The sequence below is a fragment of the Stenotrophomonas sp. C-A genome, from assembly GCF_054030835.1.
Genome location: NZ_CM132916.1, coordinates 1,669,386 through 1,689,352 on the forward strand (window position 1 = coordinate 1,669,386; position 19,967 = coordinate 1,689,352).

Here is a 19,967-nt window from a genome sequence, read left to right on the forward strand (position 1 = left end):
CGCCGCCGGCCGCATTCCCGTTGTAACGAGCCTGCCGAGTACTGCCCCATGACCGAATTCGTCGTCGCCATCCCGGCCCGCTATGCCGCCTCGCGGCTGCCGGGCAAGCCGCTGCGCCTGCTGGGCGGTGAGCCGCTGGTGCTGCATGTGGCGCGCCGCGCGCTGCAGGCCGGTGCCGGCGAGGTCTGGGTCGCGACCGACGATCAACGCATTGCCGACGCACTGTCCGGCCTGGCCGAAGTGAAGGTGGCAATGACCGCCACCTCGCATGCCTCCGGCACCGATCGCCTGGCCGAGTGCGCGCGCATCGCCGGCTGGGCCGATGACACCGTGGTGGTCAACCTGCAGGGCGACGAGCCGTTTGCACCCGCTGCGGGTATCCGTGCGGTGGCCCAGGCGCTGGTTGACGGCAATGCGCCGATGTCGACCCTGGCGACCGCCGTGGAGGATGCAGAAACCCTGTTCGATCCGAACGTGGTGAAGCTGGTGCGCAACGTGCGCAACGAGGCGATGTACTTCAGCCGCGCGCCGATCGCCTGGCATCGCGATGGCTTCGCACGCAGCCGTGACACGTTGCCGGCCGGTCACAACTGGCTGCGTCACATCGGCATCTACGGCTATCGCGCCGGTTTCCTGCAGCAGTTCGCGGCGATGCCGCCGGGCCAGCTGGAGCAGGTCGAATCGCTGGAACAGCTGCGCGTGCTGGAAGCGGGCTTCCCGATCAGCGTGGCGATCTCGCCCGAACCGTTCCCGCCGGGCATCGACACGCCCGAGGACCTGGAGCGCGCCGAAGCACTGCTGCAGACGCTGTCGGCACGATGAAGCTGCTGGTCGTCTGCCTCGGCAACATCTGCCGTTCGCCGATGGCCGAAGGTGCGCTGCGCGCACGCCTGGAGGCCTCGCCGCTGGCCGGGCGGGTGCAGGTGGATTCGGCCGGCACCGGCGACTGGCATGTGGGCGAGCCGCCGGACCGGCGTGCAATCGCCTGCGCGGCCGGGCACGGCGTGGACATCGGCGGCCTGCGTGCACGCCGGCTGCAGGCAGTGGATTTCGAACGTTTCGACTGGATCCTGTGCGCCGACGAGGCCAACCTGCGTGATGCCGGCCGTATCGCCACGCCGGCCCAGCGCGAACGCCTGGCACTGTACCTGCCATGGTCGGGCGGAGAGGGCCGGGTGGCGATCCCGGATCCCTACACCGGCGGCAGTGATCATTTCGAACAGGTCTGGACATTGGTCGACAATGCTGCAAAACGTGCCGTGGCACGACTGTTGCATGACGCCGACTCCGGCATAATCGGGCCATGAACGTCCAGCCCGTCCCGGACCTGCCCGAGTTCGCCACCTGGCTCAATGCCACCCCCTGCACCCTGACCGAACTGCGCGGTCGGCCGGTGGCGCTCTTGTTCGTCAACGCCGCCTCCGCCTGGAGCGCGCAACGCCTGGCCGAGTTCGGCCAATGGCTGTCGCGCCACCCCGGCAAGCTGCAGCCGCTGGTGCTGCAGGTGCCGCGCTTCGACTTCGAACGCGACGCCGGTGACGCACTGAAGCTGTTGCGTCGCCAGGGCCTGACGGTGCCGGTCCTGCTCGATGCCGACTGGGATGGCTGGCGCCGCTTCGGGATCACCGCCTGGCCAACCCTGGTGCTGCTGGATGCGCAGGGCCGCGAACAGCAGCGGCTGGTCGGGCAGGGCGCGCCCGGCGAACTGGAGCGTGCCTTGAATGCGCTGTGCGAGGGTGCGCCGTCGGCGCCGCCGCGTGGCGGTAGCGAGTTGCATCCGGAGCCCCGCCAGGCACTGCGCTTCCCGCTGGGCCTGGCGGTCAGTACCGAGCGCCTCTACATCGCCGACAGCGGCCATCACCGCATCCTCGAATGCAGCCATGGCGGCCGCATCCTGCGCCAGTTCGGTCTCGGTACCGCCGATTTCATGGACGGCAACCTCGCCGAAGCGGCGTTCCACCGCCCGCAGGCGCTGGTGCTGGAACGCGATGCGCTGTACGTCGCCGACACCGGCAACCACGCCGTGCGCCGCATCAACCTGCTGACCGGCATCGTCGACACGCTGTGCGGCAATGGCCGTCCCGGTGCGCCGGTGGAAGGTCCGGTCGCGCAGGCCCGGCAGGTCTCGCTGGACCATCCGGTCGGCCTGGCCATCGCCGACAACCAGCTGCACATCGCGATGGCCGGCGACAACCGTATCTGGAGCTACCACCTGGGCCAGCGCAGCCTGCGATGGCGCGCGGGCAGTGGTTCCATCGACGAGCGTGATGGCAGCGGCCATCTGGCCGCGTTCGCACAACCGACTGCGCTGGCCGTAGTGCAGCAGGTGCTGTACGTAGCCGATGCACTGGGATCCTCGATCCGCGCACTGCAGCTGCGCGGCGACCTGGTGCAGACGCTGGTCGGGCAGGGGCCATGGCGCTTCGGCAGTGAAGACGGCCCGCGCGCGCAGGCCAGCCTGCAGTTCCCGCAGGCGATCGCGCTCAGCCCGGATGCACCGCTGCTGTGGATTGCCGATACCGGCAACGGCCGCCTGCGCACGCTGCGCCTGGGCGGCGGTGAACTGACCACCCAGCCGCTGCCGCGCCGCCTGCATGGCCCGGCGGGACTGGCGGTGGGCGCAGGTGCGGTGTGGATCGCCGAGACCGACGCCCACGCCGTGCTGCGCTTCGACCCCGACAGCGGCGTGCTCAGCGAAGTGCCGATCAGCGAATGACCGACGTTCCCGCTCCGGTCTTCGACGGCAAGGCCTTCGCGGCCCAGCTCAGCACCGCCCCCGGCGTGTACCGCATGTACGCGGCCGACGACACCCTGCTGTACGTCGGCAAGGCCCGTGCGCTGCGCAACCGCGTCGGCAGCTATTTCAACGGCAGCCCGAAGAACGCGCGGATCATGTCGATGATCTCGCAGATCACGCGCATGGACGTGACCGTGACGCGCTCGGAAGCCGAGGCGTTGCTGCTGGAAAACCAGCTGATCAAGTCGCTGTCGCCGCGTTACAACGTCTCGCTGCGCGACGACAAGACCTATCCGCATGTGCTGCTGACCCGCGAGGACTGGCCGCGCATCGCCCTGCATCGCGGCCCGCGCGCCATTCCCGGTCGCTACTTCGGGCCGTATCCCGGCGTTACGGCGGTGCGCGAAACGCTGAACCTGATGCACAAGCTGTTCAAGCTGCGCAGTTGCGAAGACAGCGTGTTCCGCAACCGCTCGCGGCCGTGCCTGCAGTACCAGATCGGCCGCTGCAGCGCGCCCTGCGTGGAGCTGGTGGCGCCTGCCGAGTACGCCGAATCGGTGCGCCGCGCTGCGCTGTTCCTGGAAGGCAAGAGCGACGAACTGACCCGCGAGCTGGGCGAGCAGATGCAGGCCGCCAGCGAGGCGCTGGAGTTCGAGCAGGCCGCGCGCCTGCGCGACCTGATCTCCTCGCTGCGCAGTATGCAGACCCGCCAGTACGTGGATGGCCGCGCCGCGGATCTGGACGTGCTGGCGGTGGCCATGCAGGGGTCTCAGGCCTGCGTGCTGCTGCTGGCCTTCCGCGATGGCCGCAACCTCGGTACCCGCCCGTTCTTCCCGCGCACCAACGGCGAGGAGAGCCCGGAGGAAGTGCTGGCCGCGTTCGTCTCGCAGTACTACATCGAGTTCGAGCCGCCGCGCGAGATCCTGCTGGACCGCGAGATTCCCGACGCCGACCTGCTGGTCGCCGCGCTGTCGGCCTCGGCCGAGCGCAAGGTGCAGCTGAAGTGGAACGTGCGCGGCGAGCGTGCCGGCTACGTGGAGCTGGCCAGTCGCAACGCGCAGCTGACCCTGGCCACCGAGCTCAACAGCCGCAATGCTCAACACGCGCGCAGCGATGCACTGCGCGACATGCTGGGCTTGGCCGAGCCGGTCAAGCGTGTGGAATGCTTCGACATCAGCCACACCCTGGGTGAGGCCACCGTGGCGTCGTGCGTGGTGTTCGACGCGGCAGGCCCGGTGCGCGCGCAGTACCGCCGCTTCAACATCAGCGGCATCGAGCCGGGCGATGACTACGCCGCCATGCGCCAGGCCATCGACCGTCGCTTCCGCCGTGCGGTGGAAGAGCAGGGCGTGCTGCCGGACGTGCTGCTGATCGACGGCGGCGCCGGGCAGCTGGCACAGGCGCAGGCCGCACTGGCCGACCTGGGCGTGGAAGGCGTTCTGCTGGTGGGCGTGGCCAAGGGCGTGGAGCGCCGCGCCGGCCACGAAGCGCTGGTGATGCCTGACGGCCGCGAGCTGCGCCCGGGCGCAGCCAACCCGGCCCTGCAGTTCATCCAGCAGGTGCGCGACGAGGCGCACCGCTTCGCCATCACCGGCCACCGCGGCCGCCGCCAGAAGGCGAGGATGACCAGCAAGCTGGAGGACATCCCCGGTATCGGCCCCCGCCGCCGCGCCAGCCTGCTCAAGCATTTTGGTGGCCTGGTGGGCCTGAAAGCCGCTGGCGAAGCGGAAATCGCCAAGGTGGAAGGCATCAATGACGCCCTCGCGGCACGTATCTACGCTAACCTGCACGGGTTGGCCACGCCTGATGCGGCCGAGTAGAGAGAGAAGCACGCAAGCATGAAGTTGACCCTGCCCACCTGGCTGACGTTGTTGCGGATCGTGATGATCCCGGTGCTGGTGCTGGTGTTCTACCTGCCCTACACCTGGACCAACTTCGCTTCGGCGGCGATCTTCGGCCTGGCCGCGATCACCGACTGGCTCGATGGCTGGATTGCACGCCGTTACCAGCTGGAGTCGGCCTTCGGTGCCTTCCTCGACCCGGTCGCGGACAAGCTGATGGTGGCAGTGGCACTGTTCCTGATCGTGCAGGGCCACCCGACGCCGTGGATGGCGTTCTGGGCGGCGGTCATCGTCGGCCGTGAGATCGCGGTGTCGGCGCTGCGCGAATGGATGGCCGAGCTGGGCCAGCGCGCCAAGGTGCGCGTGGCGATGATCGGCAAGGTCAAGACCACCGCGCAGATGGTCGCGCTGCTGTGCCTGCTGTATTCGGTGGCCCCGAACGTGCCGGTGGAAGACATCTGGATGGGCTGGCCGGTGTTCCACATCGGCGACTGGACCCTGGCGATTGCCGCGGTGCTGACCCTGTGGTCGGGCCTGCAGTACCTGCACGCCGCCTGGCCGAGCCTGCGCGATGACGAGCGCGCTGCGCGCGAGCGTGCGCGGCAGAAGAAGCTGGGCAACTGAGGCTCGGGGTCGGATCCCTTTCCGCAGGAAAGGGCTCTGACCCCATCGCCGCCGCCATCCACGCATGGCGTGGATCTACTGGAAATGCTGCATCCACGGATGATGCGGATCAATCGGTTTGCGGGGACGCCGTGGTAGATCCACGCCATGCGTGGATACGCGGTGCAAGGCGCCTCGCAGACCCTGAAAAAAAAGCGCTTGACGGCATCCTTGGAATAGGTAAAATTTCGCCTCCCAAGCGGGAATAGCTCAGTTGGTAGAGCGCAACCTTGCCAAGGTTGAGGTCGCGAGTTCGAGTCTCGTTTCCCGCTCCAGATTCAAGAAAGACGCTCCCGCAAGGGGGCGTTTTTCGTTTGCGTAGAGCCCGCTTCATCCCCACTTCACCGCCACCCCATCGCGTCACCACGCACCCGTTCGAAGCTGCATCTGTGTTCCTCCAGGACGATGCAGCAATGCCCCACACTCCCTCCGCCTACGACCACGATGTGGTCATCGTCGGCGCCAGCTTCGCCGGTGCCGCCTGCGCATTGGCCGCTGCCCAGTACGGCCTGCGCGTCTGCGTGCTGGAACGCAAGGCCGACCCCGGCGAGCGCCTGCACACCACCGGCATCGTGGTGAAAGAGGCGATGGAGCAGACCTGGCTGGGGCGCATGCCCGAACATCTCGTGCAACGCGTTGCAAACGTGCGCCTGTATGCGCCGAATCTGCGCAGCGTGTTGCTGGCCGCGCCCGGCTATTACTTCCTCACCACCGATACGCCGAACCTGATGCGCTGGCTGGCCAGCGAGCTGCGCGCGAACGGTGTCGACCTGCGCCTGCAGCAGTCCTTCACCAATGCACATCGCAATGGTGACGGCTGGCTGGTGGATGGGGCAGGGCGATGTGCCTATCTGGTTGGCGCTGATGGCGCACGCTCACGTGTGGCACAGCGCACCGGGCTCGGTCAGGTGCGTGACAACCTCTACGGCGTCGAACGTGAGTTCGCCGGCCTGCAGGTCACGCAGGGCGACGCGCTGCACTGCTTCGTCAACAAGCGCTACGCGCCGGGTTACATCGGCTGGGTCGCGCAGAATCCAACCGGCCTGCAGGTCGGGCTGGCCCTGCGTCATGATCCGCGACAGGTGCGGCCGCCGGATATTGAAGGTTTCCTCGGCCACGTGCGCGATGTGGTCGGCATTCCGCCTTCGGCGCGTCCCTCGGCCACCCGCGCCGGCCTGGTGCCCTGCGGCCGGCCGGATGGGCCGATTACCGGCCAACGCGTGATCCTGACCGGCGACGCGGCGGGCATCGTCTCGCCGCTCTCCGCCGGGGGCATCCACTCCTCGTGGCGGCATGGCTGGGCGGTCGGCGAGGCGATGGCCCGCCATCTGCGTGGGCAGGGGCCGGAAGCGGAACGGGTGGCGCGGCAGGTGGCGCCGGCATTCCATGGAAAGCGCCTGCTGCGCTGGGCGATGGATCATCTGCAGGCCGACTGGCCGCTCAACGCGCTGCTGCACACGGCGGCCACGCGGCGCATTGCCGAGCAGGTCTACTTCCACCGCCGTGGCCTGCGGACCTGAGGTATTGGTCCTGGAGGCCTGAACGCCGCCCTTCACTTCACGTGGAAATTCCTGTTGACGCCGTGCAGCAATATCGACACAATAGCGCTCCTTCGACGCAGGTCGAACGAAATCTGCGGGAATAGCTCAGTTGGTAGAGCGCAACCTTGCCAAGGTTGAGGTCGCGAGTTCGAGTCTCGTTTCCCGCTCCAGATTCTAGAAAAACGCTCCCGCAAGGGGGCGTTTTTCGTTTGTCACACCGGTTGCACCACCCACGCGCTAGCGTGCCTTGCCGGGCAGGGCACTGCACCAGGTCCGCGCATTCTGCCGGTCGAAACCGGGGCAGCGGTTGTCCTGCGGAATGTAGACGTAGGGAACGTCATCTTCGTAGGTGAAGTGGTAGTAGTAGGTGCGATCCTTTCCGTACAACCAGTAGTTCGACGAGCCCTGGTTGATGGCATACGGCTCGAAGGTGAGGATCGAGGATTCACCGGGGATGAAGTTGCTGCGCTCCATCAGAAGCAGCAGGGCGTTCGAGACCAGTGGGGTGGTCAGGACGAGCACGATCACACCGACAGTCGCTGTCGTGATCGAGCCAATCAGCAGCCAGCGGCGAGGGTGTTTCACGGTCGGGCAGCATCGAAGCAAGGCAGTGCCGCAATGTGCAATACGCCGTGAAAGTCGTCCAGTGTTCCGTGCCGGGAACGCATTGAAAGCGTGGTGAAAGGCTGGGTCGGCGTTGCCTGAACCGCACGCGTGCTGTGACCTTTTTCGGACGATTTCTCCATGTTCGCTCCACAATCGCACGGTAGCCTTCATGCTCCTTCTACACGTTGGCGGGCTGGTGGTCAGGCGTATCACTTCAGTGGCAGTGCCCAAGACAGGGCGTGGACTCTCCCTGCAGGCAGTGCTGCGCCCCGGCGCGTTGTTGGCAACCCTGGCCTTGGCAGGTTGCATGTCGGTGTCCGTCCCGGACCTGCCTGATCGCACACCCAGCGCCTGGACCCAGGTGCCGCAGGGGCAGGGTGTGGCGGTGGACGCCAGGCAGTGGTGGAAGGTGCTGGCCGACCCGGCGCTGGACGGACTGGTGGACCAGGCCATCGCCGGCAACCTCGACCTGCAGCAGGCCACGTTGCGGCTGCAGGCCGTGCGGATCGTCGCCGGCACCTCCGACTCGCGTTTCCTGCCGGAAATCTCGGCCAGCGCCAAGCAGGTGCAGGACGCCGCCGCAGTCGATACCTACTTCCATGCCGGCATCGAAGCGATCTGGGACCTGGGCCTGTTCGGCGCCGCCGAAAGCGCGCAGCTGAGCGCGCAGGCCTCGGCCGGCAACGCCGAGGCGCTGCGCAATGCCGCACAGGTGGCGGTGATTGCCGACGTGGTGCGCAGCTATCTGGACCTGACCGTGGCACAGGCCCAGCAGGACCTGCTGGCCCGGCAGCAGACCGTGGATGACCGCGGTGAACAACTGGCCCTGGTCCGCCAGCGCCTGCGCCTGGATGAGCCCGGCGAGCTGGACCGCCTGCGTGCACGCCAGGCCGCCACCCGCGCCGCCATCGCACAGGCTCGGGAAAACGCCGACAACGCGGCCCGCGCGCTGGCATTGCTGCTGGGCCGTGACGGCGCGGATCCGGCCTGGCGCGCGTATCGCACGCCGCCAAAGCTGGGCACGTTCTCGCTGCAGCAGGTTCCCGCGGATCTGCTGCGCCATCGTCCGCAGATCCTGCTGGCCGAGTCGGAGGTGATGCAGGCTGCGGCCAGCAAGGGTTCGGCGCGCGCCGCGATGTATCCGCGGGTCAGCCTTGGCGGCTCCATCCTGTATGCCTACAACCTTACCCAGAACGCCCGCTCCAATTCCGATTCCAGTCCGTCGATCGGCCCGTACGTCGATATTCCGCTGTGGGACTGGGGTCAACGCCGCGCGCGTTTCCAGGCCGATGAGAAGCAGCTGGACGCCGCATTGCTCGGCTACCGCAAGGCGGTGCTGGAAGGCGTGAGCGAAGTGGAAGGTGCGCTGGGCAGCCTGGCGCGCCAGGACAGCAGCATCCAGTCGCTGCGTGCGGCCAATGATGCCGCTGGCCAGCAGGTCAAGCGCCAGGCGCGGCAGGTACAGCTGGGTTTGTCCAGCGAGTTCGATGGGCTGGACACGCAGCGTGCCGCGCTAGCCTCGCAGGCCGACCTGATCGGCGCGCAGGGCGCACGTGTGCTGGCCTTTGCGTCGCTGTACCGTGCTCTTGGCGGTGCACCGCTGCCGGTCGAGGGTGAGGGCGAACAGCAATGATCGCGCTGGCCCGAAAGACCCTGGCCTATGAGTGGCGCCGGTTCCTGCCGGTAGTGCTGGCGATGTGTTTCGCCGGTGTGCTGCTGATCGTGCAGGCCGCACTGGTGCTGGGCATCTTCGGGACTGCCGCGATCTACGTGAAGGCATCTTCGGCCGATATCTGGGCCGGGTTCCCCGGCACCCAGAGCGTCAACTACGGGCATGCGATCAGCGCGGATGTTGAAAGCCACCTGCGCATGGATCCGGATGTCACCCGCGTCGAACCCTACGAGTGGGTGGATGGCGAGTGGCGTTCCAGCGCGCAGGGTACCGGCAATGTGTCGGTGTACCTGTCCGGCATTTCCACCCGTGACGACGCCATGATGTTCGCGCGCATCCTGCCGACCGATGTGCGTGCACAGCTGCGCGAACCGGGTGCCGTGATCGTCGACAGCGCCGACCTGGATACGCTGGGCGTGGATCTGCAGAACAACCGCGCCTGGATCAACGGCAAGGCCGTGCGTGTGGTTGCCGCGCAGCCGGGACTGCGTGGCCTGGGTGGCGTCAACGTGCTGGCCTCGCTGGATACCGCGCGCGCCATCGCCGGTACTGATCCGCACGAGGGCAGCACCTATTTCGTGGCGGGCCTGCGCTCGCCGGAGCTGGCCGACCGCGTGCGTGACCGCCTTGCAGCGTCGATGGGCCAGGCCACACCGGTCGAGTTCTGGACCGCACCGGAATTTGCCAGCCGCTCGCAGCAGTACTGGCTGTTCGATACCGGCGCAGGTATCGCAGTGTTGTTCATGGCCGTCATCGTCTGCTTCGTTGGCGCGGTGATCACCAACCAGTCGTTCGCGTCGGTGGTGGCCGGGTCGGTGCGCGAGTACGCCACGCTCAATGCACTCGGTGCCGGCCGCTACGCGCTGGCACGGGTGGTGTTCGAGCAGGCGTTGCTGATCGGCGGAGTCGGCATGTTGCTGGCGGCGGCCTTCAGTACGGTGGTGCTGTTGATCGCGCAGACCCAGCGCGTTCCGGTGCAGTTGACGCCAATGGTGATCCTCGGCTGCGTAGCGCTGGTCGCGGTGATGGCCATGCTCTCCAGCATCATGGCGGTACGCAGTGTCGTTCGCTCCGATCCATCGTTGCTGCTGCGTTGAGGGCCGGCCGATGACTTCCTTACGCGCCGTCGCCCCGACTCTGCGGGCCGACGCACTTGAAAAGGGCTTCATGTCCGGCGACGTGCAGGTGCCGGTGCTGCGCGGCCTGTCGCTGGACATCTACCCGGAGGAGCTGACCCTGGTATCGGGCCCGTCGGGGTGCGGCAAGAGCACGCTGTTGTCGCTGCTGTCCGGCTTGTCCGCACCCGATGGTGGTCGCGTGCATGCACTCGGCCAGGATGTGGGCCACATGAGCCGCAGCGAAGTGGAGCGTTTCCGCCTGCACCATGTCGGGTTCGTGTTCCAGGGCTTCAACCTGTTCCCGGCACTGACCGCGCTGGAGCAGGTGCAGCTGCCACTGGGCTATCGCGGCATGAGCAATCGTGAAAGCGAACCGCTGGCGCGCCGTGCGCTGGAAGAAGTCGGCCTCAGCCATCGCAGCCACATGCGACCGGCGCAGCTGTCCGGTGGTGAGAAGCAGCGCGTTGCCGTTGCGCGCGCGTTTGCCAAGTCGCCGACGCTGATCTTCGCCGATGAACCCACCAGCGCGCTGGATGCCGAGAACGGCCAACGCGTGATCGACATCCTGCATCGCTACGCACGTGCGCATGGCGCCACCGTGCTGTGCGTGAGCCACGATCCGCGCCTGATCCGGCATGCCGATCGGGTGATCGCCATGGAAGACGGCATGGTCCGTGATGACCGCCGCCAGAACGAAACTGTAGAGTCCGCCCCATGACCAAGACGTTGCACCTGCTTCCCCTCTGCCTGGCCCTGTCGGCGGCATTGCTGCTCGGTGCCTGTTCCAAGGAAGCGCCCGCGGCTGCACCGGCGCCTTCGGGCAAGACTGATGCTGCCGCCGCCGGCAAGGTCGCGGTGGCGCGCGGCATCATCGACGTCGAAGGCGGGCTGATCGCACTGGCGCCGCCGGTGGATGGCTCGATCACCGCTGCGCCGGTGAAGGAAGGCGCCGTGGTGAAAAAGGGGCAGCTGTTGCTGTCGCTGGATGGCGCCCTGTTGCAGCAGGAAGTCGCAATGGCCACCGCCGACCTGGCCCTGGCCAATGACCGCCTGAAGGGCAGCCAGGCGCAGCTGCGCGAACTGGAGCGCAATGCCACCCGCCTGTCCACCGGCGCCAGCGAAGGCGTGTCGTCCAACCAGCAGGCCGATGCGGCCAAGCAGCAGCTGGCTGGTGTGCGCGCCGATGTCGACGTGGCCGGTGCGCAGGTCGACATGGCCCAGCACAAGCTGGAACACGCCAGGCTTAAACTGCAGCAGATGTCGTTGAGCGCACCGGAAGCCGGCACCGTGGTCGGCCAGGTGCCGGGCCTTGGCGCCTTCGTGCAGGCGGGCAAGCCGGCGATCTCGTTGTTGCCGGCGCGCCCGCTGCAGGTGCGTGCCGAACTCAGCGCCGCCTATGCCGATGCCGTGCAGGTGGGCATGCAGGCCACCGTGGTGCCGGACAGCGATGGCGCCGAGAACACCGGCACGCTGCCATCCGCGCGCGTGGTGCGCATCAGCCCGGTGTTCGCGCAGGCACGCCTGCCTGAAGATGCAGGGCGTGGCGTGGCCAAGGTGGTGGAGTGCGTACTGGAGTTCGACGGGCAAGCCAAGGCGCGCTTCGGCCAGCACGTGCGGGTGGAGTTCCTGAAGTAGGCCTGGCGTTGGGGGGGGGCGTCTATGGGCCCTTTCGATGCCTGAGTGTCCGCCACGCGCTCACCGCCGACACCCCGCACAGCGCCAGCAGCAGGCCCACGTCCAACAGCAGCAGCCACAGCAGGTGCATGCCTTGTACCGGCGGCTGGTGCATCGCCGACAGCATCCACGGCACCGACCACAGCACCAGCAGGGCAAAGGCGATCAGCAGGCGCAGCCACAGGCGTTTCAGTCTCCACGGCCGCACGATCAAGGCGGCCACCACCAGTTCGACCGTGCCCAGCAACGCGAACACGATGACAGTGCTGGTCGGGTAGGGCGACTCGGCGCCTTCCAGGTGGTGCAGCAGCCAGTAGTCCGGGGTGAAACCGGCGTTGACCAAGGCCGCGATCAGCGCCAGCCAGGTCAACGCGACCAGCAACCAGAACAGGCGGATGTAGCGTCTAGGCATCGGCGGTGTCCGTGGTGGCGGGCAGGCGGCTGCGTGATGCATACCATGCGGATGTGACGATCGCGGCCAGTGCCAGCAGGCCGGGCCCGATGGTGAAGTACAGCAGGCGCAGCGGGTGGTTGTGCATCAGTGTCCAGGTCGCGAACGCCAAGGGGATCGCCAGCACCAACAGCCTGGCGAACAGCGGCCGCAACACCGCGATCAGCGGCTGCGCGCCAATGAACATCCAGAACAGATAAAACTGGGCGATGCCCAGGCCGATGTCACGATGTGAGGTAAAGCCGAAATGGTCGCGATACCCGTTCATTCCCAGCGGTATCAGTGCCCAGTACAGCAGGGCCACCAGCAGATGCAGCAGCAGGGCGATCAACAGGGGCGTGCCGCGAAGGAGCATGGGCGAACGGGGCCGGGCGGGGCAGCGTACCCCAGCGCGGACGCCCGTGACCGCATGGTGTGAAGGCTGTTGACGGCGTGAAGGAATTTGGACACAATAGCGCTCCTTCGACGCAGGTCGAACGGAATCTGCGGGAATAGCTCAGTTGGTAGAGCGCAACCTTGCCAAGGTTGAGGTCGCGAGTTCGAGTCTCGTTTCCCGCTCCAGATTCTACAGGGCCCCGGTAGGGGCCTTGTTTTTCTCCCGCCACGGCAAGGCGGGGCACGTTGGGCCACAAGGCTTTACGCGCAGTCAGAAAAGTGAAATCGCTGGTGTGTTTTCCGGATTTCCGGTAGCATGTCGGCTTACGCGGGAATAGCTCAGTTGGTAGAGCGCAACCTTGCCAAGGTTGAGGTCGCGAGTTCGAGTCTCGTTTCCCGCTCCATGTTCCGACAGGCCCCATCTTGGGGTTTTGTCTTGTCAGGGCTCCGTTCCTGGCGCGCAGTACGTTGGCCTCATGGCAGAGTGGCTATGCACCGGATTGCAAATCCGTTTACAGCGGTTCGATTCCGCTTGAGGCCTCCAAATAAAGCCCTGATTTATCAGGGCTTTTTCTTTGCCTGACGTTAGGGGGCGCAAGCCAGAATCCCCTGATTCGGCCCTGAAATCATCGGTCTGCCACCCGTTTCCGGGTGGCAAACTCGCGTTAACATGTGCCGAGTGCGTTTACGTGAGTTTGAGCAGGGATGGCAACCAAGCGACGCCGGGGCGACTCCTGGCAGTACACGATCAAGCGGGCGGGACTGCTGCCCCAGCCTGTCTACCTGAGCTTTGCTTCGGAGGCGGAGGGCGACGAGTACGTGCGCCGCCTCGAGGCGCTGCTCGACCGTGGGGTGGTACCGGAGGAGCTGGCAAATACCAAGGCAGCCGCGAAGGATCTACGCAGCCAGGTCAGCGAGTATCGGAGCGCGCAGCACATTTCGGTCGATGACGAGCAGCTGCTGCCCGTCCTGCTCTCACGGCTGCCAATCGGCATCGCCTTGCCGCAGCTGACTTTTACGTGGGCGACCGAGTGGGTCACCACCATGAAGCGGGAGCAAAACCTCGCGCCGTCGACCATTCGGCACTACGTGGGTGCCCTGTCGCGCGCCTTGGACTGGCTGGCTGCGCATGGCGCGCTGCCAATGAATCCACTGCGGCTTCTGCCCCGGGGCTATTCGACGTACACGGCCGACGACAAGGTAGCTGTGAAGCGCATCGACGGGGAAGCGAAAACTGACCAGGAGCGTGATCGCCGTCTGGAGCCTGGTGAAGAAGAACGCATCCGCGAGATCCTGGCCGGCGCGAAGCCGCCGGGGCGGCAGCGGCCGCTCGATCTGCCGCAGCGGGAGGCGTTGATACTGATGTTCGACATGGCGCTGGAAACGGCCATGCGCATGCGGGAGATCTATACGCTAGAGCGCAGCCAGCTTGATGTGGCGCGGCGGACGATCTTCTTGGATAAAACAAAGAACGGAAGCAAGCGCCAGGTACCCATGACCTCGGTACTGCTAGCTAAGCTCGCTGCGTACCAGGGTGACTTCGGCGGCCGGTTGTTTCCCTTCTGGGAGGGCGAGCGTAGCCCGCTAGCCCTTCGGCGAGTATCGAGCAAGCTGTCGCGCCAGTTCGAGCGCATCTTTGTTGCGGCCGGATGCGCGGATCTCGGCTTCCATGATCTGCGTCACGAAGCAACGAGCCGACTGTACGAAAAAACCACACTGACGGACATCAAGATTGCGAGCATCACTGGGCATCGCGATCCGCGTCAGCTGAAAAGGTATGCCAACCTGCGTGCTTCTGACTTGGCCGATCAGCTTTGGTGATCGGCCTGCTCATACGCGCGGAGGTCGGGGAGCTTGGTGCGACGGGATCTGCTTGGACGTCTGATCGGCACTGACCCGGGCGTGTTGGCTGCCGGACGGGTTCCAATGGCCGACTTCTTGCGCTCGGCTGCCTGGCGGCGGCCCTCCGAACGCAGGAAGTCGATCAGATCCTCTCTGAGCATGACGGTGTGCTTTTGATTCAGTCTCACGGCCGGCACCTCTCCCTTATCCACAAGCTCCTTCATCGCTTCCAGCCCGAGCCGCAGCATTCGTGCCGCGCCCTCAATACCCAGTGTGTCAGAGATCTCGTCTTTAAATTGCTTAGAGGTGTTTTCAATCGGAAAGTTTCTCATTGGCCTACAGACTCGTGGCAAACTTCATCCCAACAATCAGGGGGATTTCTGAAATGAGCTTTTCTGACGGGATAAGTGAGTGCTGGTGGCTTGGAAAAACCTGCGTAGTAAATTGGGACGCATGGGCCAGCATCGGCACTGTGGCGGGTGTTGTGACAGCGCTCTCTGTTCCCGCTGTTAAACGCTTCTTTGCGAGTCGACGTGTGAGTGCGATTTTTGCTGCCGCTCACGTCACGCAGCTTGAATCTGCACAAGCAGCAATTAGGAACTTCAGTTCTGCGTACTCGTTCGCCGCGCCCTCGACGGAGTCGGCTGATGAACGCATGGCTCTCAGGAGTGATGCCGGGCTTGCCAAGGCCGCAGAGGCGCTTGTGGAAAACCTTGCTTCCGCCCGCGCTCTTGAAGTCGATCTGAGCAAATATCCTGACGTAGGTACTCTTCTTGCCGCGGATGTTTCTCGGTCTTTGTACTTCGTCAGCTACATATCGAAATTGGCCGGGCTGCTTCAATATGACAGGAGTAGCGTGGAAGACGAGGTATGGATCAAGTTCTGCGTCGCGATGAATCGCAATTTGGGCGACGGACTTGCCGTGCTGGATCATGCGACCAAGGGTTGCTCGACCGCGATCGGGCGTACGTCGATTCTCAAGCGGTTCCGCTAGGTCGCCGATCATGCTGCAACCGCCATGTCAGCCGGGCTGCAGTCCAGATTGGCCTCGGCCAAGGCGCGCAGTGGGGGAGGGCTGACGCTGTTGCCGCACATGCGCACCTGTGATGTGGTGTTCAGCACGCTGCCGTCTGCGGTGCGGTCGATGATGTAGGTTGCGGGGAAGCCTTGAGCACGGAATAGCTCATGCGGCTTGAGCATGCGCAGCCGGATATCCACGATGACGTAGGGAGTGCCTTGGACGACCACCGTGACCAGGGCCAACCGGTCCTTGGTGGTGATCGTGTCCACGGGGGCGGTGAGGCTGGGAGCGTTGGTCCCTGTGCCGTAGTACTTGATCAGGAAAGCAGCCACGCGAAGTGCGCCCGCCTCCTGCTCGGGCGACAGTTGAGCCAGATCTGCGCTGACCAGCCGCTGTTGGCTGCCACTGGCCGTGATGGTGCTGACTGGGTCGCGGGCATCGTTGCCGTCGCCCTGGTAGAACCCGCCGTTGGCTTGTTCAAGGAAGGCTGTTGCCAGTGCATGGTGTTCGGCCTGGGCGGCAACCGTTGTGAGCGGCGAGCGCACATTGGCACCGACCATGTTCCTCCGCAAGGTCACCAGCGAAGGGGCAGCAACTGCATGCTTAACCCCTCCGGCAACGACCGTGCCAAGCGGTTGCTGCAGATCGAGTGCGCGCGGCGCCTGTCCTTCACGCTCGCCATAGCCGGTCTGGACCAACACCGGGGCGATCAGTGCCGTATCGGCCTCGGTGGTCATCGTGTACAGGGGATCGGCACCAGATCGCGGTTCCGACTGTCCGGCGCGGCCACCAACCCCGGCGAGAATCGGGGCCACCATGGAGAAGTGCCCCCCCTTCACGCCGGCGCAGACGGTGCGCAGCGGCTCGTCAGCAGGCATGGTGCGCTGATTGCTGGTGTTCGCATGCTCGCCGATGAAAGGTGCCAGCCCCGGCATGGCCAGCATCAGCTCGCCGCGGTTGGCGGCGGCAATGGTGCGCAGTGGATCATGGACGCTGTGCACGCGCTCGCCACCCTGATGCGTGACCGGCACGATGAACGGGTTGGCCGAATCGATCAAATGGCGCTTTACGCCCTTGGCGATGCGGCGCATTGTCGCGTCTGCCAAGTCCTTCTTGCGCCCGAAGATGGAACGGCCGAGATCGCTGAAGTCGAGACAGTCTGCGGCGGTCACGCGCGGCTTCTGCCCCCGAGCGGAGCCGTGGCTCGGCTTCGGCCACGCGATTGCCTCGCCGTCGCGACGGCCCAGCAGGAACAGACGTTCGCGGCTGGTGCCGGCGCCGTAGTCGCTCGCCACCAACTTGCGCCACTCGACCGCGTAGCCCAGCGCCCGCAGTGCCGCGACGAACTGTCGCCAGGTGCGGCCGCTGTATCGCTTGTCGGGGACGAGAGCCTGGCGCTCAACGGGCAGCCGCTCGCCCTTGTCGGCAACTCGGTTGACCATGACCGGCTTACCACGCCGGAACATCGGCTTTCCCGACTCCGGATGCATGGCTTGGACCATGTCTAGGGTGACCACCCGGCCAGTCTTGCAGCAGCGCTTCGCCACCAGCGGACCCCAGGTCAGGATCTGCCAGACGTTCTCCATGGAGATGATGCGCGGCGCAGTGTTGGTGCCGTGCAGGCGATCAGCACGCCGCAGCTGGCCAACCCACTTCAGCACCACCCACGACAGGGCGCGGGTCTTCCTGCTTCGCGGCTGGCCGCCCTTGGCTTGGCTGAAGTGGGTGCAGTCCGGAGAGGCATGGAACCAGCCGATGGGGCGGCCTGCCACGTCCACGCGTGGGTCTGCGTGCCAGATATCCTCGCGGTGGTGCAGGGTGAGAGGATGGTTCGCGGCGTGCATGCCGATGGCCAATTTGTCGTGGTTGTAGGCTAGAGCGGGATCTACGCCGAGGGCCTGCTTGAGGCCCTCGCTGGCTCCGCCGCCGCCGGCGAACAGGTCGACTACGATTTCGCCTGGGCGCAGGCGAGAGCGCTGTGGCGGGGGAAAGTTGAACGAGCGGGAGCCGTCAGCCATGTGCTGCCTCCCACGCGATGATCGCCTCGGCAGCAAGCGGTCGCACGAACCATGCAGCCGGGCCATCTTCGGTATCACCCAGCCACACCAGGCGCCAATCTGCGCCAGGGCCAATGGGCTGCCACTCGCGCATCTCGTCCCAGTAACGGTGGTCGCCGGTCTCCACGGCTTCTTCGGTGAAGTCGCCAAACGTCACCTGTAGGTCGAATCCCTGTGCGAGGAACAACGGCCGCAGCGACACCTCGCGACCGTCAGCCCACATCGGCACATCTGGATGGCACGGGATCTCTCCGTCGGCGTTGCGCGCCGGGAGGCGATTGGGGTGGTACAGGCCCCGCCACGGGTCGGCCGGATCGACCACGGTACGGGTCTGATTCCTGACCAGCTCCAGCAATTCAGTCGCCTGCGCCAGCCGGGCACGGGTGGTATCGCAGAGCGGCGTGTCGCCGTCCTGCAGGCTGCTACGCAGCGTCGAGACATACGCGGCTACGGGGGCTTCGAACACGCGCAGATCCTGCTGCCGGGGAAGGCGATGATGCAGGTCACGCAACGCGGTCTGCGCCTGGGTGACCGTGATAGCCTTCGCCTGGTTCGGCAGCCACACGGCCTCGACCGCAATCGCGCTGATCGTTTCGAATGCGTCGCGCAGGACGGGGCAGTTCGTGGGGAGAGTGGTGAGTTTCTCGGTCATCGGCGTGCCTGATCGAATTGGGTGTGGGTGTTGACGAAGGCGCCGGCGAGCGGTGCATTGCAGACGGCATGCGCTTCGTCGGCGGGGCGACAGGGAAACGGAGGCGTGCGGCGGTACCGGCAGTTGGGGTCGTTGGCGTACTTGCCGTCCTTGAGTCGAATCACCTGGTACTCAGGGAACGCTTCATCAGGCAGCGCCTGACGTGCCTCCTGCATCAGCGCGACAAAGCGCGCCTGCCACTCGACCGGCATCGACTGCAGGGTGCGTCGCGGCACTACGTGGTACGCGGCGCGGCTGACGCCGAATGCATGCCAAGCCGGGCCGTCGGAATAGCTACTGCCGGGCCTGCCGGGCTCCGTTACGGCAGCTGCGTGCGATTCGCTTTTCATGGTTGCCTCAGTCGATTTCATGGGCTGCCACGCGCTCCGCATAGCTGCCATGGTTGGCGGCGTGACGGCTCATCAGCGGGCGAAGTGGGGTGTGCCCAAGCACCTCGATGTGCCCGCCCGCTGCGAGGAATGCGTCCAGGTCGTCGGCCAACTGCTGCCGGTCGAGTTCCCTGTGTCGAATCGTGGTCGCCGCGTCACTGACGCCGGTGAGCGGACCTACCACGCATGTCGGGCGCTCCCGCACGGGTACCGCACGCAGCGGTGCGATCGCATGTTGGGTGTGGCTGGACAAGCGCCAGATCCCGCGCACGCCGGAGCGGTGGCAGACTGCCTGGCCGCTGCGTGCCAACCCCTTCAGCGTGTAGCCGATGGCCTGGTGGGTGCTGTTGATGCGGCCAGCGGTCTTGATCTGTTCGACCGTAGCGCCTTGCGGGAACATGGACAGGACCTTGCGCACTTCGGCGGCCCGGCCGATCTGTTGCGGGCGTGCGCTCATGCGCGGGTCTCCGCGAGCAGTTCGCGCATCGCCCAGCCGTGATGCATCACTTTGGACGAGCTGTCGGCGACGGCATCGGGGTTCTCAGTCAGTACCAGCGTGTTATCCAGCGGATAGCTGCTGTGCCCATCCCAGTCTTCAATCACGGCCTGCAGGCCGAAGTGTTCGCGCAGCTCCTGCGCGTTGGCATTTGTGCCGCACAGGTGCGGCCCGTAGATCACAACAGAACGGCTCATGCGGGGATTCCTCGCGTGCGGCGCGTAGCGCGGTTGATGGGGGAGATCGACCGAACGCGCACGCCCTGGCGGTCGAGCCAGCGGTGCGCGGCCTGTGCGGCCAGTCGGTTGAGGGAAAACGTGACGCCGCCGAGGGTGAGCGAGTGGTGCGATACCCCCACGCTCCGGCTGGCGCTGGCGGCGACCTTCAGGAGCGACTCGCGCGGCGCGGCGGTGTAGAGGCCCGCCCACACCCAGCCTTGGCACACCATCAGCACGAGCGACTCACCCTGGTGGCCTGTGGCGAACGGCTGCTCGACGGGCAGTGTTGGCTGCGCGCTCATGCCGTGAGCGCCAGGTCGCGTGCCTTGGCGATCTCGGCCTCTGCGGCAGCGAGGCCGAGATCGGTCAGGGTCGCCTTGCGCGGCAGCTGCGGGTCGTCGTACCTGATCAGCACGCGCTCATCCAGCCAGTTCATGACGCGGCGCGTGAACAGCTTCTCCGGTCGGTTGCGGGGCGCAAATCCGTTGGCGGTACGGTGGAGTGTGTGGTCCGAAGCGCCATGCGCAGCGAGCAACGCGGCTTTTTCCTTCGGCTTCAGTGGAGCGGCCATGGGC

23 protein-coding genes and 5 tRNA genes are annotated in these 19,967 nt (G+C 66.1%); 17 read left to right on the forward strand and 11 right to left on the reverse strand.

From position 1 onward, the window contains the following. Positions 1-48: 48 nt before the first annotated feature. From kdsB to ACW5IY_RS07920, 8 genes are all read left to right on the forward strand, one after another. Positions 49-822 carry a 3-deoxy-manno-octulosonate cytidylyltransferase gene (gene kdsB / locus ACW5IY_RS07885; protein WP_049436562.1) on the forward strand — a complete coding sequence of 258 codons (774 nt, stop codon included), beginning with the start codon at positions 49-51 and terminating at the stop codon, positions 820-822. Further along, positions 819-1,307, forward strand: coding sequence for a low molecular weight protein-tyrosine-phosphatase (locus ACW5IY_RS07890; RefSeq protein WP_049436563.1), 489 nt, complete (start codon positions 819-821; stop codon positions 1,305-1,307). The genes kdsB and ACW5IY_RS07890 overlap by 4 nt, the downstream gene beginning before the upstream one ends. Continuing rightward, entirely contained in the window at positions 1,304-2,716 is a 1,413-nt protein-coding gene (locus ACW5IY_RS07895) for a nhl repeat protein (protein ID WP_049436564.1), read from the forward strand. Before ACW5IY_RS07890 ends, ACW5IY_RS07895 begins: the two co-directional genes overlap by 4 nt. After that, positions 2,713-4,557, forward strand: coding sequence for an excinuclease ABC subunit UvrC (gene uvrC, locus ACW5IY_RS07900; protein ID WP_049436565.1), 1,845 nt, complete (start codon positions 2,713-2,715; stop codon positions 4,555-4,557). The genes ACW5IY_RS07895 and uvrC overlap by 4 nt, the downstream gene beginning before the upstream one ends. A gap of 18 nt (positions 4,558-4,575) precedes the next feature. Next, on the forward strand, positions 4,576-5,202 hold the full coding sequence (gene pgsA / locus ACW5IY_RS07905) for a CDP-diacylglycerol--glycerol-3-phosphate 3-phosphatidyltransferase (protein ID WP_012510614.1): 627 nt from the start codon (positions 4,576-4,578) through the stop codon (positions 5,200-5,202). Between the two features lie 238 nt (positions 5,203-5,440). Continuing rightward, positions 5,441-5,516: transfer RNA gene (locus tag ACW5IY_RS07910), tRNA-Gly, on the forward strand. A 138-nt stretch (positions 5,517-5,654) separates the two neighbouring features. After that, on the forward strand, positions 5,655-6,761 hold the full coding sequence (locus tag ACW5IY_RS07915; protein WP_049436566.1) for an NAD(P)/FAD-dependent oxidoreductase: 1,107 nt from the start codon (positions 5,655-5,657) through the stop codon (positions 6,759-6,761). A 115-nt stretch (positions 6,762-6,876) separates the two neighbouring features. Next, positions 6,877-6,952 (forward strand) — tRNA-Gly (locus ACW5IY_RS07920). Positions 6,953-7,019: 67 nt separating this feature from the next. On the opposite strand, the gene ACW5IY_RS07925 is transcribed toward ACW5IY_RS07920, so the two are convergent. Beyond that, positions 7,020-7,367: a hypothetical protein gene (locus ACW5IY_RS07925; protein WP_053091864.1), complete on the reverse strand. Its 348-nt coding sequence runs from the start codon at positions 7,365-7,367 to the stop codon at positions 7,020-7,022. Positions 7,368-7,557: 190 nt separating this feature from the next. Here ACW5IY_RS07925 and ACW5IY_RS07930 point away from each other — a divergent pair, with 190 nt between their 5' ends. The 4 genes from ACW5IY_RS07930 to ACW5IY_RS07945 are packed head-to-tail and all read left to right on the forward strand — an operon-like array spanning position 7,558 to position 11,813. Then, positions 7,558-9,021, forward strand: a complete 1,464-nt coding sequence (locus ACW5IY_RS07930; protein ID WP_049436567.1) for an efflux transporter outer membrane subunit — start codon at positions 7,558-7,560, stop codon at positions 9,019-9,021. Continuing rightward, positions 9,018-10,157: an ABC transporter permease gene (locus ACW5IY_RS07935; RefSeq protein ID WP_049436568.1), complete on the forward strand. Its 1,140-nt coding sequence runs from the start codon at positions 9,018-9,020 to the stop codon at positions 10,155-10,157. The genes ACW5IY_RS07930 and ACW5IY_RS07935 overlap by 4 nt, the downstream gene beginning before the upstream one ends. A gap of 10 nt (positions 10,158-10,167) precedes the next feature. Then, positions 10,168-10,896, forward strand: a complete 729-nt coding sequence (locus ACW5IY_RS07940) for an ABC transporter ATP-binding protein (protein WP_049436569.1) — start codon at positions 10,168-10,170, stop codon at positions 10,894-10,896. Then, on the forward strand, positions 10,893-11,813 hold the full coding sequence (locus ACW5IY_RS07945; protein WP_049436570.1) for an HlyD family efflux transporter periplasmic adaptor subunit: 921 nt from the start codon (positions 10,893-10,895) through the stop codon (positions 11,811-11,813). Before ACW5IY_RS07940 ends, ACW5IY_RS07945 begins: the two co-directional genes overlap by 4 nt. A gap of 22 nt (positions 11,814-11,835) precedes the next feature. On the opposite strand, the gene ACW5IY_RS07950 is transcribed toward ACW5IY_RS07945, so the two are convergent. Further along, on the reverse strand, positions 11,836-12,264 hold the full coding sequence (locus ACW5IY_RS07950; RefSeq protein ID WP_049436571.1) for a hypothetical protein: 429 nt from the start codon (positions 12,262-12,264) through the stop codon (positions 11,836-11,838). Next, on the reverse strand, positions 12,257-12,658 hold the full coding sequence (locus tag ACW5IY_RS07955; RefSeq protein ID WP_049436572.1) for a hypothetical protein: 402 nt from the start codon (positions 12,656-12,658) through the stop codon (positions 12,257-12,259). Before ACW5IY_RS07955 ends, ACW5IY_RS07950 begins: the two co-directional genes overlap by 8 nt. Before the next feature lie 130 nt (positions 12,659-12,788). Between ACW5IY_RS07955 and ACW5IY_RS07960 the strand changes: the two genes are divergently transcribed. From ACW5IY_RS07960 to ACW5IY_RS07975, 4 genes are all read left to right on the forward strand, one after another. After that, a tRNA-Gly gene (locus tag ACW5IY_RS07960) sits at positions 12,789-12,864 on the forward strand. Positions 12,865-13,006: 142 nt separating this feature from the next. Then, a tRNA-Gly gene (locus ACW5IY_RS07965) sits at positions 13,007-13,082 on the forward strand. A gap of 66 nt (positions 13,083-13,148) precedes the next feature. Beyond that, positions 13,149-13,222 (forward strand) — tRNA-Cys (locus ACW5IY_RS07970). Between the two features lie 161 nt (positions 13,223-13,383). Further along, positions 13,384-14,499 carry a tyrosine-type recombinase/integrase gene (locus tag ACW5IY_RS07975; RefSeq protein WP_197588950.1) on the forward strand — a complete coding sequence of 372 codons (1,116 nt, stop codon included), beginning with the start codon at positions 13,384-13,386 and terminating at the stop codon, positions 14,497-14,499. Here the strand turns inward: ACW5IY_RS07975 and ACW5IY_RS07980 are convergent. Continuing rightward, the gene (locus ACW5IY_RS07980) at positions 14,487-14,852 is read right to left on the reverse strand and encodes a hypothetical protein (RefSeq protein ID WP_457327123.1); all 366 of its coding nucleotides are present in this window, start codon (positions 14,850-14,852) and stop codon (positions 14,487-14,489) included. The genes ACW5IY_RS07975 and ACW5IY_RS07980 overlap by 13 nt on opposite strands. 53 nt (positions 14,853-14,905) lie before the next feature. On the opposite strand from ACW5IY_RS07980, the gene ACW5IY_RS07985 reads away from it, so the two are divergent. Next, a complete protein-coding gene (locus ACW5IY_RS07985) occupies positions 14,906-15,514 on the forward strand; it encodes a hypothetical protein (protein WP_457327124.1) in 609 nt (202 codons plus the stop codon). An 8-nt stretch (positions 15,515-15,522) separates the two neighbouring features. Here the strand turns inward: ACW5IY_RS07985 and ACW5IY_RS07990 are convergent, their stop codons facing one another. Genes ACW5IY_RS07990 through ACW5IY_RS08020 form a run of 7 tightly spaced genes read right to left on the reverse strand, consistent with a single transcriptional unit; the run spans position 15,523 to position 19,963 of the window. Next, entirely contained in the window at positions 15,523-17,559 is a 2,037-nt protein-coding gene (locus ACW5IY_RS07990) for a DNA cytosine methyltransferase (protein ID WP_457327125.1), read from the reverse strand. Continuing rightward, positions 17,552-18,250 (reverse strand): hypothetical protein, encoded by a 699-nt coding sequence (locus ACW5IY_RS07995; protein ID WP_457327126.1) that lies wholly within the window; start codon positions 18,248-18,250, stop codon positions 17,552-17,554. The genes ACW5IY_RS07990 and ACW5IY_RS07995 overlap by 8 nt, the downstream gene beginning before the upstream one ends. Continuing rightward, on the reverse strand, positions 18,247-18,639 hold the full coding sequence (locus tag ACW5IY_RS08000) for a hypothetical protein (protein ID WP_457327127.1): 393 nt from the start codon (positions 18,637-18,639) through the stop codon (positions 18,247-18,249). Before ACW5IY_RS08000 ends, ACW5IY_RS07995 begins: the two co-directional genes overlap by 4 nt. A 7-nt stretch (positions 18,640-18,646) precedes the next feature. After that, positions 18,647-19,135: a hypothetical protein gene (locus ACW5IY_RS08005; protein WP_457327128.1), complete on the reverse strand. Its 489-nt coding sequence runs from the start codon at positions 19,133-19,135 to the stop codon at positions 18,647-18,649. After that, complete coding sequence (locus tag ACW5IY_RS08010) at positions 19,132-19,371, reverse strand: hypothetical protein (RefSeq protein ID WP_457327129.1); 240 nt, start codon at positions 19,369-19,371, stop codon at positions 19,132-19,134. The genes ACW5IY_RS08005 and ACW5IY_RS08010 overlap by 4 nt, the downstream gene beginning before the upstream one ends. Further along, the gene (locus ACW5IY_RS08015; protein WP_231521998.1) at positions 19,368-19,694 is read right to left on the reverse strand and encodes a hypothetical protein; all 327 of its coding nucleotides are present in this window, start codon (positions 19,692-19,694) and stop codon (positions 19,368-19,370) included. The genes ACW5IY_RS08010 and ACW5IY_RS08015 overlap by 4 nt, the downstream gene beginning before the upstream one ends. Further along, positions 19,691-19,963, reverse strand: a complete 273-nt coding sequence (locus ACW5IY_RS08020) for a hypothetical protein (protein WP_049417593.1) — start codon at positions 19,961-19,963, stop codon at positions 19,691-19,693. The genes ACW5IY_RS08015 and ACW5IY_RS08020 overlap by 4 nt, the downstream gene beginning before the upstream one ends. Positions 19,964-19,967 lie beyond the last annotated feature (4 nt).